The sequence below is a fragment of the Raineyella fluvialis genome, from assembly GCF_009646095.1.
Classification (GTDB): domain Bacteria; phylum Actinomycetota; class Actinomycetes; order Propionibacteriales; family Propionibacteriaceae; genus Raineyella; species Raineyella fluvialis.
The window spans coordinates 149,884-163,239 of sequence record NZ_CP045725.1 but is presented as its reverse complement, the minus strand read 5'-3'; the positions used below and the strand labels follow the sequence as shown (position 1 = coordinate 163,239).

12 protein-coding genes and 2 tRNA genes are annotated in these 13,356 nt (G+C 67.3%); 12 read left to right on the top strand and 2 right to left on the bottom strand.

The genetic code is table 11. The features are described 5' to 3' along the window. The first annotated feature begins 44 nt into the window (after positions 1 to 44). A complete protein-coding gene (locus Rai3103_RS00730) occupies positions 45 to 1,052 on the top strand; it encodes a DMT family transporter (protein WP_153570964.1) in 1,008 nt (335 codons plus the stop codon). Between the two features lie 104 nt (positions 1,053 to 1,156). After that, entirely contained in the window at positions 1,157 to 2,368 is a 1,212-nt protein-coding gene (locus Rai3103_RS00725; RefSeq protein ID WP_153570963.1) for a MarP family serine protease, read from the top strand. A gap of 46 nt (positions 2,369 to 2,414) precedes the next feature. On the opposite strand, the gene Rai3103_RS00720 is transcribed toward Rai3103_RS00725, so the two are convergent. Further along, a tRNA-Leu gene (locus tag Rai3103_RS00720) sits at positions 2,415 to 2,496 on the bottom strand. Between the two features lie 76 nt (positions 2,497 to 2,572). Beyond that, on the bottom strand, positions 2,573 to 3,055 hold the full coding sequence (bcp, locus tag Rai3103_RS00715) for a thioredoxin-dependent thiol peroxidase (protein WP_153570962.1): 483 nt from the start codon (positions 3,053 to 3,055) through the stop codon (positions 2,573 to 2,575). Positions 3,056 to 3,230: 175 nt separating this feature from the next. Here bcp and Rai3103_RS00710 point away from each other — a divergent pair, with 175 nt between their 5' ends. The 10 genes from Rai3103_RS00710 to Rai3103_RS00665 all read left to right on the top strand — a co-directional run bounded on the left by Rai3103_RS00710 (position 3,231) and on the right by Rai3103_RS00665 (position 13,234). Next, complete coding sequence (locus tag Rai3103_RS00710) at positions 3,231 to 3,623, top strand: DUF3618 domain-containing protein (RefSeq protein ID WP_194793210.1); 393 nt, start codon at positions 3,231 to 3,233, stop codon at positions 3,621 to 3,623. A 67-nt stretch (positions 3,624 to 3,690) separates the two neighbouring features. Further along, positions 3,691 to 3,987, top strand: a complete 297-nt coding sequence (locus Rai3103_RS00705; RefSeq protein ID WP_153570960.1) for a GroES family chaperonin — start codon at positions 3,691 to 3,693, stop codon at positions 3,985 to 3,987. Positions 3,988 to 4,048: 61 nt separating this feature from the next. After that, positions 4,049 to 4,124: transfer RNA gene (locus tag Rai3103_RS00700), tRNA-Lys, on the top strand. A gap of 507 nt (positions 4,125 to 4,631) precedes the next feature. Beyond that, positions 4,632 to 4,883 carry a hypothetical protein gene (locus Rai3103_RS00695; RefSeq protein ID WP_153570959.1) on the top strand — a complete coding sequence of 84 codons (252 nt, stop codon included), beginning with the start codon at positions 4,632 to 4,634 and terminating at the stop codon, positions 4,881 to 4,883. A 592-nt stretch (positions 4,884 to 5,475) separates the two neighbouring features. Then, entirely contained in the window at positions 5,476 to 5,814 is a 339-nt protein-coding gene (locus tag Rai3103_RS17210; protein WP_228489048.1) for a DUF898 family protein, read from the top strand. A 187-nt stretch (positions 5,815 to 6,001) separates the two neighbouring features. After that, complete coding sequence (locus Rai3103_RS00685; RefSeq protein WP_153570957.1) at positions 6,002 to 7,519, top strand: type I restriction-modification system subunit M; 1,518 nt, start codon at positions 6,002 to 6,004, stop codon at positions 7,517 to 7,519. A gap of 26 nt (positions 7,520 to 7,545) precedes the next feature. Further along, positions 7,546 to 7,971, top strand: a complete 426-nt coding sequence (locus Rai3103_RS00680) for a restriction endonuclease subunit S (RefSeq protein WP_153570956.1) — start codon at positions 7,546 to 7,548, stop codon at positions 7,969 to 7,971. A 110-nt stretch (positions 7,972 to 8,081) separates the two neighbouring features. Next, complete coding sequence (locus tag Rai3103_RS00675) at positions 8,082 to 8,717, top strand: restriction endonuclease subunit S (protein ID WP_153570955.1); 636 nt, start codon at positions 8,082 to 8,084, stop codon at positions 8,715 to 8,717. Positions 8,718 to 8,765: 48 nt separating this feature from the next. Then, positions 8,766 to 12,185, top strand: coding sequence for a DEAD/DEAH box helicase family protein (locus Rai3103_RS00670; protein ID WP_153570954.1), 3,420 nt, complete (start codon positions 8,766 to 8,768; stop codon positions 12,183 to 12,185). A gap of 119 nt (positions 12,186 to 12,304) precedes the next feature. After that, positions 12,305 to 13,234, top strand: a complete 930-nt coding sequence (locus Rai3103_RS00665) for a DUF5655 domain-containing protein (RefSeq protein ID WP_153570953.1) — start codon at positions 12,305 to 12,307, stop codon at positions 13,232 to 13,234. Positions 13,235 to 13,356 lie beyond the last annotated feature (122 nt).

The following is a 13,356-nucleotide window of genomic DNA, read 5'->3' as shown; positions in this document are numbered from 1 at the left end:
GGTGGCCGCGGGGGCGCCGCGAGGCCTCGTGAAAGGATCGATCGGTGAAGGCCGCCGCTTCCTCCCGCCGTACCCGTGCCAATCTGCTGCTGCTTCTCGCGGCCGCCATCTGGGGCTTCGCGTTCGTGGCGCAGATCGCCGGTGCGCACGTCGGCGCGTTCACCTTCAACTCGTCGCGGTTCCTGTTGGGAGCGCTGTCACTGCTGCCGGTGATCGGCTGGCTGGATCGCCGTGACCACCTCGATACCGCCGAACGCCGTCGCCGCTGGGTGGCGGTCGTATGGCCCGGTCTGCTGATCGGCGTGCTGCTCTTCGCGGGATCGTCGCTGCAGCAGATCGGGCTGCAGTTCACCACCGCTGGGCACGCCGCGTTCGTCACCGCCCTCTACGTCGTCACGGTGCCGCTCGTCGGCGTGCTGCTGGGCCATCGCATCCGCGGCGCCATCTGGGTGGGGGCGGGCCTGGCCGTCGCGGGTCTCTATCTGCTGACCATGACCGGCGGGCCGGGGGCGATGAACACCGGCGACGTGCTCTGCCTGGCCAGCACCTTCTTCTGGACCGGCCACATCCTTGCCGTGAGCAGGTTCTCCCGGCGGGTCGATCCGCTGCGACTGTCGGTCGCGCAGTTCGTGGCGAACAGCGCGTACGCCGCGGTGACCGCCCTCCTGGTCGAGCCCCACCCGTTCACCGGCCTGTCCACCGTCCTCGGCCCGATCGCGTACGCGGGGCTGGTCTCCGTCGGCGTCGCGTACACCCTGCAGGTGGTCGGCCAACGCGACGCGCTGCCGTCCCACGCTGCTCTGATCATGAGCCTGGAGACGGTGTTCGGCGCCCTCGGCGGGGCGCTGTTCCTCGGTGAGCGGATGGTGCCGATGGGCTATCTGGGGGCCGCCCTGATGCTGGCCGGGATCATCGTGTCGCAACTGCCGGCGCGTCGGCCACCGCTCCTGGAGTCCGACGAGGTGGTGCCGGAGACCGCGGGCCCGCTTGAGGCGAGACGGCACGAGGCGAGGTGGGAGGAGACGGTGCCTGATGGGGCGCCTACCAGGTAAGTCGGAGGCGACCCCGGGCGTCCTGACGGCATCGCCGAGCCGGTCGGCAGGCCTGGAACTCGCTTTGGGCTTCATCTGTTGGAACACCCTGTCACGATGAGGCCATGGAGGATGCTGCGTGGGCTTCGCTGCTCCTGGACGTGGTCCTGGTGCTCGCCGTGCTCGGCACCGCCGCGCGCGGCTGGGCGCGCGGCATCCTCGCTGGAGGGCTCGAAATGGTCGGGGCCGTCGGCGGCGGTGCGCTGGGACTGTGGGGTTGGTCGCGGCTGCATTCCTGGTCGGGCACCGGGAGACTGGCGACCGGCGAGCAGAGCCTGCTGCTGGTCCTGGTGGTCCTGGTGGGAGCCCTCCTCGGGTCCGTGGTGTCGGGCGGACTGAGTGCCTGGTTGCGCCCCCGGCGGGGCGCCGTCGTCCGCGCCGCGGACCGGGCGCTGGGAGCCTGTGGAGCCGCCATCGTCACAGTGCTGGTGCTGGGCGTGGTGGCCACCGCCGTACGCCCGATCGCTCCGTCGTCCTGGACCGGCGTGATGGCCGACGCGCAGGTCGTGAAGGGGGTGGAGGCGGTTCTGCCGCCTCCGCTGCGCGCCACAGCGTCGCAGCTCGGCCGGAGCCTGAAGGAAGCCGTGTCCCCCAGGGCGTTCTCGTCGCCGTCCGCCGAACCGACGCTCCCCGTGCAGGACCCCGATCCCAGCAGCACCGATTCCCCCGCCGTGCAGGCCGCGGCCTCCCGGGTGATCAAGGTGATCTCCGTCGGTTGTGGCGGCGAGGTGCTCGGCAGCGGATGGGTATCGGCGAACGAGCGCGTCGTGACCAACGCCCATGTCGTGGCCGGCGGAACCGAGTATCGGGTCCAGCCCGGCGGAAAGGGCCGGCTGCTCAAGGCCACCTTGGTGGCGATCGACCCCGACGTCGACGTCGCCGTGCTCTACGTTCCCGGTCTGACCGGTCAGCCGCTGTCCACCACGACCGCGGTGGCCGACCAGTCCGACGTCGTCGTGGCGGGCTTCCCCGGGGGTGGGGCCTTCACCCTGTCACCGGGCCGTGTCAGCAACACGACGCAGGCCAGCGGAGACGACATCTACGGCACTGCGGGCACCGTCCGCCAGATCTACACCTTGCGGACCAACGTGGAGCACGGTGATTCCGGCGGCCCGGTCCTGACCCGGGACGGCAAGGTGGCCGGCACCGTCTTCGCGCGCTCGCAGTGGGAGCCCCAGACCGGCTACGCGCTGACCATCACCCAGACCGCCGGGACTGTCAATCGAGGTGCCCACCAGATCACCGCCGTCCCCAGCGGGGCCTGCGCGATGAACTGAGCGGGTTCCTCCATGAGCCGGTTCTCACTGGGCCCGGTCGCCAGGGTGCCGGAGAAGGGACTCGAACCCTCACACCTCGCGGTACAGGAACCTAAATCCTGCGTGTCTGCCAGTTCCACCACTCCGGCCGGAGCAGGGACCATTGTGCCCGATCATCGGGACGCGCAGGCCATCCTGTCCGCGACGGACCATCGCCCGCCTGTGTCAGACCTGCAGCTCCTTCAGGATCCGCTCCACGTGTCCCTTGGCCTTGACGTTGTACTTGGCGTCGGCGATGTGGCCCACGCCCTTGTCGTCGACGTCCACCGTGAAGGTCGAGCGGATCACGCCCATGATCGTCTTGCCGTAGTTCATCTTTTCGCCGTACGCCCCGTACGCCTCGAGGGTGGTCCTGTCCCGGTCGGAGAGCAGCGTGACGCTCAGCGACTCCTTGTCGCGGAACTTGGCCAGTTGCTCGGGGCGGTCCGGGGAGATGCCCAGGATCGCGGCGACCCCGGCGGTCTCCAGGTCGGGACGGTAGGTCGTGAAGTCGCAGGCCTCGGTCGTGCAGCCCGGGGTCATGGCGGCGGGGTAGAAGTAGACGATGACGCGCTTGCCGGCGAAGTCGCTCAGCGACACGCTGGTGCCATCGGCATCGAGCAGGGTGAACGCGGGGGCGACGGCGCCCTTCTCCAGCTGATTCTGCATGCCGGTCAGCCTAGTTCGTGATGCTGACGCCGGCGTCGATGATGTGCCGGTCCGGTAGTGGTCCTCGCCCGGCTGCAATAGTCTGTCCCTGTTCGGCCGTACGCCTTTTGCGCGGAGTCCTTCGTCTGGGAGCCGCCCGTGCGTACCCCACCATCACCGACCAAGGAGTGTCACCGTGGCCACCGAGACCCGCGAGCGCCTGTACCCCCGGACCGAGTCGCAGATCAAGGCGGAGATCGCCGAGGCCCGCGCCCGACTGGAGGCCTCCCTGGCGCAACTGGCCAAGGAAGTGAATCCGACGACCATCAAGAACCAGACGATCGACCAGGCCAAGGCCTTCGCCGACGCCCAGGTCAAGGCCGTCAAGGGCCAGTTCGTCGACGACAACGGCGTCCGCGTGGATCGGGTCGCGATGATCGCCGGCGCAGCCGTGGGCATCCTTGTGACCATGACGACGCTGCGCGGGGTGGTGCGTAGCGGCCAGAAGCGCAAGGCCCTCAAGGTCGCCCGCAAGCAGGTGGCCGCCCTCAACGGGGCACCCGTCAAGATCACCGTCAAGAAGGGCTGACGTCTTGCCGGACAGCACCCCCTCCACGACCGCCGGTACCGCAGGGGCCGGCGGTCTGCCTATTCGCATGCTGCATGATCGCGTGCTCGTCTCCACAGAAGGGGAGGCGGGTGAGCGGCGGTCGGGCGGCGGCATCGTCATCCCCGCCACCGTGGCCATCGGCAAGCGGCTGAGCTGGGCGACCGTCGTCGCCTCCGGCCCCAACGTCCGCACCGTGAAGGTCGGTGATCGGGTGCTCTACGATCCCGAGGACCGTGCCGAGGTCGAGCTCAAGGGGCGCGACTTCATCCTGCTGAGGGAACGCGACCTGCACGCCGTGAGTGCCGAGGGCGGGGATGTCGAGACCACCGGTCTCTACCTCTGAACCCACGCAATCACGCCGATTTGGTGGTTCAGCGGTCGGCTGCTAAAGTTTCTTCTCGCGCGCACCGCTAGCTCAACTGGCAGAGCAGCTGACTCTTAATCAGCGGGTTCAGGGTTCAAGTCCCTGGCGGTGTACCAAGCAGGACTGGGCGAAAGGCCTGGTCGGAGGAAGAATGATCGCCCTCACCGGGTCTCCTGGTGGGGGCGATTTTTCGTGACGATGTCACGCGATGTCACATTTTTCCCGGTGGATCGCCCCTGGGTGTTACGGTCCCTGGCCCTCGCGCGGGGGTCGGCGCCCCGCCGGTGGTCGTCGAGAGGTTCCCAGCAACGTGGCCTTCGGGGGCGGCGCCTGGCGACCAGGGGGAGGAGTTAGGTGGGCGTGGGCGCCACGAACGCCCTGTGTCCGGCACCGCCGACACCGACGCGGGGTCCAGGGCCCTCCTGGAGGCCCTGAGACGGGGCGGGAGGAGCTTGGCCCCACTCCGCGCGGCACCGGCGCCGGAGCCCCCTGTCCCGTCCCCGTGGCAGGGCTGCGCCCACCCCACGGTCGTCCATCTGGAGAGCGGGGGAGTCGATGAGCTGACTGTCGGCAGCCCTAATCCACAATCAAATCTCTGTTCGAATCGGGGATACTCTGGGGCCATGTCCCGCAAGGTCTCGGAGTTCGGTTCGCTGGCCGACCGCGCCGGATCGCGCCGTCCTGGCCAAGGCGGCAAGGTTCGCCACGTCACCGTCCACGTGGACGGACACGATCATCCCGGGCTCCTGCTGGAGTGGGCCCGCGACGGCGAAGGGGCGTGGGTGGCCCAGGTGGCCTTTCTGACCGATGGTCCGCAGTCGCTGGTCATCGCTTGGGTGGCGGCCAGCGCCGTCACCCCGCTCCCGCAGTCCTGATCCGAGACTGTCTCCCCGTCGGTCGTCCTCCAGGAACCCGGCGACATGATCAGCCCAAGCGGGCGTGTCACGGCCCAGATGAAGGGCGAGCTGGGGCCGGTGGCAACGCGCGGCGGCCTCGCACCACCCGTCCTGGACAAGGGAGCGCAGGACAGCTCCCGCAGGCCGCTTGGGGCTGTCCAGGAGCTGCTTGGGCAAGGCCGGTCGCCACACCGCCGTAGCGCCCTGGAGAGGACCCCACCAATTTCGGGTGAACACTCGATTTGACCACTTCCTCGGCCTGTCTCGTAGGTAAATTTGGAAGATGCCACGCTCGGACGTGTCGGAGTCATCGGATTGACGAGGGGGAGAGATGTCGGAGAGCTCTTGGTCTGGCGGAGGTGCCCAGCAGCCGAGCCCGTATGGTGGGCCGGGCCCGGGCGACCCAAGCCCGCGAAGGTCCAATCCGGGTCCGGTGATTGAGTCTGGGCCAACGGCAACCCAGGCGCGACCGGCAGCGCCGGATCAAATCTTCGGAGTGACGGGCGAGCCTCCGGTTCCGGCCACGCTGCCCCAGCCTGCTGCCCCAGTTGCCAGCCCGACGGCGTGGGCCGTGCCGCTGACGTTCAAGTTCACTGGGGGCGCGGGAAGCTTCCTCGGGATGCAGATTCTTGCCTTCCTCGTCACCGTGCTCACCCTCGGCATCTGCTATCCGTGGGCGGTGGTTATGCGCTACCGCTGGCAGGCCAACCACACCTTCGTCAACGGGGCACCGATGCGATTCACCGGCAGCGCCATCGGCCTCTTCGGTCAGTGGATCAAGTGGCTACTGCTGATGATCGTGACGCTCGGCATCTACTCCTTCTGGGTGATCCCACGCATGACCAGATGGGTTGTCGAACACCAAGAGGTCGTCATCCAAGTTCCTGTGGCACCCTTCCCGCCTGCATAAAGGAACTCTCAGGACTTTGCGTCAGGGCGTGGCTAATCTCGTGATTGATGACCTTCCAGGAGCGTCGGCCACCGCGCGCCCCCATCGCCTGGCGCCACGCCGTGATCGGTGCCTCGACGTGGGCGGGATCGCTGTGACTCCGCGAGCCGTGCCCACCTGTGTCTGGGATGGCCGATAGCCTGCGGAGGTGATCACAGGGGACTTGAGGAGCAAGATCGACCGGGTCTGGGACGCGTTCTGGTCGGGCGGCATCGCCAACCCCCTGGAGGTGATCGAGCAGATCACCTACTTGCTGTTCATGCGCCGTCTGGACGACCTCCAGACGCTGGCCGAGAAGAAGGCCAACCGCCTGGGCCGCCCGGTGGAGAGGCCCGTCTTCCTGCCGGGGCAGCAGCACCTGCGCTGGTCGCGGTTCAAGAACCTGGAACCCGAGGAGATGCACAAGCTCCTGGACAGGCAGGTCTTCCCGTTCCTGCGCACCCTCGGGGCCGACGGATCCACCTACTCCGACCATATGCGGGACGCGCGGTTCACTATCCCGACCCCTGCGCTGCTGGCGCGGGTTGTGGACATGCTCGACGACGTGCCGATGGCCGACCGCGACACCAACGGCGACCTCTACGAGTACATGCTGGCCAAGATCGCCACCGCCGGGCAGAACGGGCAGTTCCGCACCCCGCGCCACATCATCCAGTTCATGGTGGAGCTGACCGCACCCACCCCCGACGACGAGATCTGCGACCCGGCCTGCGGCACCGCCGGGTTCCTCGTCGCCGCCGCCGAGTACCTGCGCCGGGAGCACCCGTCGGTGCTGACCGACGCCGAGCAGCGCCATCACTTCCACCACAGCACCTTCCACGGCTACGACTTCGACTCCACGATGCTGCGGATCGGGTCGATGAACATGCTGATGCACGGCGTGGAGAACCCGGACATCTCCTACAAGGACAGCCTCTCGGAGGATGCCAGCGCCGATGCCGGGGCGTACTCCCTGATCCTGGCCAATCCGCCGTTCGCGGGGAGTCTGGACTACGAGTCCACCGCGAAGGCCCTCCTCAAGATCGTCAAGACCAAGAAGACCGAGCTGTTGTTCCTGGCGCGGTTCGTGCAGCTCCTCAAGCCCGGCGGACGGGCCGCCGTCATCGTGCCCGACGGGGTCCTGTTCGGCTCCAGCACCGCACACAAGACCCTGCGCAAGAGGCTCGTCGAGAACCAGAAGCTCGATGCGGTCATCAAGCTGCCCTCCGGGGTCTTCCGGCCCTACGCCGGGGTGTCCACGGCCATCCTGGTGTTCACCAAGACCGACAGCGGCGGCACCGATGAGGTGTGGTTCTACGACATCCAGGCCGACGGCTGGAGCCTCGACGACAAGCGCTCGCCCCTGCTGGCCGAGGACAAGCTCGGCCCCCGCCCCAAGACCCCGCTCACCGACGACGACCACGCCAAGAACAACCTGCCCGACGCCCTCACCCGCTGGGCGCAGCGCACCACGACCGAGCGCGACCGTGCCCGGACCGAGCAGAGCTTCTGCGTGCCCAAGGCCGACATCGCCGCCCAGGGCTACGACCTCTCCCTCAACCGCTACCGCGAGATCGTCCACGACCACGTCGAGCACCGCGACCCCCTCGACATCATCGCCGACCTCGAACAACTCGAAGACGAGATCCAGCGGGGGCTGGGCGACCTCAAGGCGATGCTGCGATGACGTGGTCGAGAGTCAGACTCGGCGAGGTGGCAGACCTGAACCCACGGGAATCCACGCGGCCTGCGCTCGACCTGCCGATCTCCTTCGTCCCCATGGCGGACCTCGATGCCGAACAGGGCATCGCAGGCCCTGGGACGGACCGACCATTCTCTGAGGTGTCCAAGGGGTACACCATCTTCCGCGACCAAGACGTTCTCGTGGCAAAGATCACGCCCTGCTTCGAGAATGGCAAGATCGGGCAGGCGCACCTGAGGCAAGGGATCGGGGTCGGATCAACGGAGTTTCACGTCGTACGTCCGCACGCTGACCGACTGGACCCTCGGTACGTCCTTCACTACCTGCGCCAGCAGCGGGTCCTCGATGCCGGTGAGCGACGCATGACTGGCAGTGCTGGTCAACGACGCGTCCCGCTCGTCTTCCTCAACGACTTGCAGATCCCCTCCCGCCGCTAGCGGAGCAGCGGCGTATCGCAGCGATCCTGGACCAGGCGGACGCGCTGCGGGCCAAGCGCCGCCAGACCCTCACCCTCCTCGACGACCTCACCCAGGCCATCTTCCTGGACATGTTCGGCGACCCCATCGAGAACCCCAAGGGCTGGCCTCGGGTGGAGCTCGACGAAGTACTGGACGGCATCGACAGCGGGAAGAGTCCCGTCTGCCTCAGCCGACCGGCGACTCCCGGTGAGTGGGGGGTACTGAAGCTGAGTGCGGTGACCTATGGGCGATACAACGCCAGTGAAAACAAGGCCCTCCCGGAGGGGACCGCCCCTGGTCAGAACCTCGAAGTGCGCCCCGGAGACCTGCTCTTCTCACGGAAGAACACGTATTCGCTCGTGGGGGCGGTCGTGCTGGTGCGAGAGACGCCAAAACGCATGCTGCTCCCGGACCTCATATTCCGCCTGAGGCTCGGCGAACCTCAGATGTTGACAGCTTCCTACCTCCATCAGTTGCTGATGTACCCGTCCAAGCGCAAAGAGGTGCGATCACTCGCTGGCGGGGCTGCTGGCTCGATGCCGAACATCTCCAAGGGCAGGCTGCTGAAGCTTCGGGTGGAGGTCCCTCCGATGTCACTGCAGGAGGAATACGCACGTGTGGTGGAGCGGCTGGAGCAGCATCGCCGCCTGATCGGAGCGCAGCTGCATTGCCTGGAGGCTGGCCTTGATTCACTTCAGGCCACCGCGTTCTCGGCCAGACTGTGAGCTGGGTGGCGACTGGAGGAATGGAACGGGGCTGAGGGGGACGGTTCTATGGCGAGCAACTTTGACTTCATAGCCGGTGAGTGGCCTGTGCTGTTCGAGGAGTGTGTCCGGGCGGAGCGGTATGTGCGGTCGGACCCGCGTGCATCGGTGATCTATGCCCGGCGGGTGGTGGAGCAGCTTGTCGGCTTCCTCTATGACGTGGCCGGGCTGCCTTTGCCGTACCAGGACGACCTGGCGGCGAAGATGAACGCCACCGCGTTCAGGAACCTGGTGGGCCAGGAGTTGGTCTTGAAGTTCAACGCCGTCCGCAAGGCGGGTAACGCCGCTGCCCACGCGTCCGGGAGGCTGGTCGAGCAGGGGGCGTTGCAGGTGCTGCGCGAGGTGCACCACCTCGCGTACTGGGTCGCGTTCCGGTACTCGACCGACCCTGCGAGGGTGCCGCAGGGTCTGCGGTTCGACCCGGCGCTCGTGCAGGGCGCCGACACCGGGACGGTGCCGCTGTCGAACGCCGAGCTGAACGCGCTGGTGATGAAGTTCGACGAGCAGGACGTGCTGCTGGCGGCGGCCAGGGCGACGAACTTGTCGTTGGAGGCCGAGCTGGAGCAGTTGCGGGCCCAGATCGCTGCCGCGCAGGCCGCGAAGGCCGGGGTGCCGGACACCCATGACTACGACGAGGCCGCGACGCGGGACCTGTTCATCGACGTGCTGTTGGGCGAGGCGGGCTGGGCGCTGGACGACCCGCGTGACCGGGAGGTCGAGGTCGTCGGGATGCCGACCGCTGGCGGCAAGGGGTACGTGGACTACGTGCTGTGGGGTGACGACGGTCTGCCGCTGGGCGTGGTGGAGGCGAAGCGGACCCGCCGGGACCCTCAGGTGGGCCAGCAGCAGGCCAAGCTGTACGCCGACTGCCTGGCGGCGATGACCGGCCAGCGGCCCGTGGTGTTCTGGACCAACGGCTATGAGCACTGGGTGTGGGACGACGCCGCCGGGTACCCACCACGGAAGGTGCACGGCTTCCACACCAAGGCCGAGCTGGCACTGATGGTCCAGCGCCGCACGTCGCGCAAGCCGCTGGCCACCGCCGTGATCGACGCCCGGATCGCTGGCAGGCACTACCAGCAGCACGCGATCCGGGCGGTGGACACCACCCTGGAGAACCACCAGCGCCGCGCGCTGCTGGTGATGGCCACCGGAAGTGGGAAGACCCGGACGGTCATCGCGCTGGTGGATCAGTTGATGCGGGCCGGGTGGGTGAAGCGGGTGCTGTTTCTGGCAGACCGGGTCGCTCTGGTCAACCAGGCCGTCAACGCGTTCAAGACCCACCTGCCCTCGGCGACGACCGTGAACCTGGTGACGGAGAAGGTCACCGACGGCAGGGTGTTCGTCTCCACCTACCCGACGATGATGGGCCTGATCAACGAGACCGACGGCGGCCTGCGGCGGTTCGGGCCGGGCTACTTCGACCTCGTCGTCGTGGACGAAGCCCACCGGTCCCTCTACGCCAAGTACGGGGCGATCCTCGACTGGTTCGACGCGTACCTCGTCGGTCTGACCGCCACCCCGAAGGACGAGGTGGACCGCAACACCTACAGCCTGTTCCACCTGGAAGAGGGCGTGCCGACCGACGTGTACAGCCTGGAGGACGCCGTCGCGGAGGGCTTCCTGGTCCCGCCGGTCGCGGTCTCGGTGCCCTTGAAGTTCCTACGCCAGGGCATCCGCTACGACGACCTTCCCGATGACGAGAAGGACGAGTGGGACGCCTTGGAATGGTCCGAGGACGGCCTGGTGCCGGACGAGGTGGACGCCGCCGAGATCAACGCGTGGCTGTTCAACGCCGACACCGTGGACAAGGTTCTGGCCACGCTGATGACCAACGGGCATAGGGTCGCGGGGGGTGACCGGATCGGCAAGACCATCATCTTCGCCAAGAACCAGCGCCACGCCGAGTTCATCGGTGAGCGGTTCGACCACTCCTACCCCGAGTACGGCGGGGAGGTGGCGCGGGTCATCACGTACGCCACCGAGTACGCCCAGACTCTCATCGACGCGTTCTCTGACCCGGACAAGGCTCCCCACATCGCGATCTCGGTGGACATGCTTGACACCGGCATCGACGTGCCTGAGGTCGTGAACCTGGTCTTCTTCAAGCCGGTGCGCTCGAAGACGAAGTTCTGGCAGATGCTGGGGCGCGGTACCCGGCTGCGCCCCGACCTGTACGGGCCGGGGGAGGACAAGGCGAATTTCTTCCTGTTCGACTTCTGCGGGAACCTGGAGTTCTTCTCCCAGACCGGGCCGATCTCGGAGGGCTCGCTCCAGAAGTCGCTGGGCCAGCGGCTCTTCGAGACCCGCCTCGGCCTGCTCTCCGCGCTCGACGCGCAGGGCCACCACCAGCCCCCTGACGGCGGTGTGGACGGCGACGGGACGGACAGCCTGGCGGGCCTGCGTGCCGACACGGCGAGGTTGCTGCACGAGATCGTGTCCGGGATGAACCTGGACAACTTCGTCGTCCGCCCGCACCGGCAGTGGGTCGAGACCTACGCCGAGTGGGATCCCTGGGCGAAGCTCACTCCCGACGCCGCCGCCGACATTGCCACCCACCTGGCGGGGCTGCCGTCCGCCGTGCGTGACGACGACGAGCAGGCCAAGCGGTTCGACCTGCTGATGCTGCGTCGCCAGCTTGCTCAGCTCGACGGCGACACCCTGCTCGCCGAGCGCCTCCGCGAGCAGGTCCAGCAGATCGCCGCTGCGCTGCTGGGCCAGACCGCCATTCCCACCGTCGCGGCCCAGCAGCAGCTCCTCGACGAGGTAGCCGGTGAGGAGTGGTGGATCGATGTCACCCTGCCGATGCTCGAACTCGCCCGCCGCCGCCTCCGAGGCCTGGTCCGGTTCATCGAGAAGACCAAACGTGTCATCGTCTACACCGACTTCGAGGACACCCTCGGCGACCAGAAGGCCGTCGAGCTGCCGTGGGTGGCGGCGGGCACGAACTGGGCGCGCTTCAAGGCGAAGGCCCGGGCGTACCTCCAGGAGCACGACAACAACGCCGCCCTACGACGATTGAAGGGCAACCTCCAGCTCTCCGCTACCGACCTTGCTGACTTGCAGGAGCTGCTGGTGGCCAGCGGCGCGGGCAGCCCTGACGACATCAAGCGCGCCGAGGAACAGGCCCAGGGCCTGGGGCTGTTCATCCGGTCCCTGGTCGGCCTGGACCGACAGGCCGCCACCCAGGCCTTCGACCATTACCTCGGCGGCGCCACCTACACCGCCGCCCAGATCGACTTCGTGAACCTCATCATCAGCGAGCTCACTGCGAACGGGGTGATGGAGCCGAGCAGGTTGTACGAGGCGCCCTTCACCGAGCATGCACCCCAGGGTCCGGACATGGTCTTCTCGGACCAGGACCTCGACGTCATCATCGATACGCTGAACGCGGTGCGCGCCCACGCCATCCCGGGCAGGGTTGTGTAGTGGGCCTCACGTCAAGCTCCAGCCCGCGACTTCGTTCGCAACCCTACGCTGACCAGGTTCGGACAGAATGTTTTACGAGCTGATGAACGGTCGCTAGCTAGTTGGAAGGCAGACCCCCTGTGAGTGACCTCAAGTTGTTCCGGATCAGCGACGGTGTCGCGCAGGAGCTGCCAGGGACTGCCGTCGCCCTGGAGAGATCGCTCCAGAGGGTCATCGAGCGGAGCATGGAAACGATCTTCGGGTGTCGCTTCCTCGCATCGGAGTACTCGACCGGCGTCCGCCACGGAGGACGGATCGACTCTCTCGGGCTGGACGAGAACAACTCGCCGGTCATCTTCGAGTACAAGCGGGCCACCAACGAGAACGTCATCAACCAGGGCCTGTTCTACCTTGACTGGCTTGTGGATCACCGAGCGGAGTTCCAGCTCCTGGTCATGAACCGCCTCGGGCGGGACGCAGCAGAGGCCATCGACTGGCGCAACCCGCGCCTGATCTGTGTCGCCAGCGGCTTCACCCGCTATGACGAGTACGCCATCCAGCAGATGCGACGCAGCATCGAGCTGGTGCGTTACTGGGACTACGGGGGTGAGCTCCTCGCCGTCGAAGCCGTTTCGGCCACCAAGGTCGAGGCTGGCCGTGCCGAAGACGCGCCCTCCCCGGCCAACGGGACCAAGTCCGCATCGGCGACTCCGTCGAAGACGGTGACAGAACTGCTCGACCAATCGCCCCAAGGGCTCAAGGACCTCTTCTTCGAACTCGACGCCTACCTCGAAGCACTTGGTGACGACGTCACCAAGAAGACCCTCAAGCTCTACTTCGCCTACCGGCGGTTGAAGAACTTCGTCTGCGTGGAGGTCCACCCCCAATCCCAGAACCTCCTGCTGTACCTCAAGGTGGACCCCGACACCGTCGTCCTCGAACCGGGGTTCAGCCGAGACGTCCGCCACATCGGGCACTTCGGGACCGGTGACCTCGAACTGCGGGTAACCACCTCCGAGGAGTTGCAGAGGGCGCTTCCCTTGGTCCAGCAGAGCTACGACGCCAGCTGACACGGCACCTTCGTCGTCGAGATGTGGCTGTCGGGGGTGGTGCGGACTTCTGCGCCCTCCTCCCCCGCAACCTTCGGGCGACCGATTCGGTCACAGGTGCCCTCGCGCGGCAGGATCAGGAA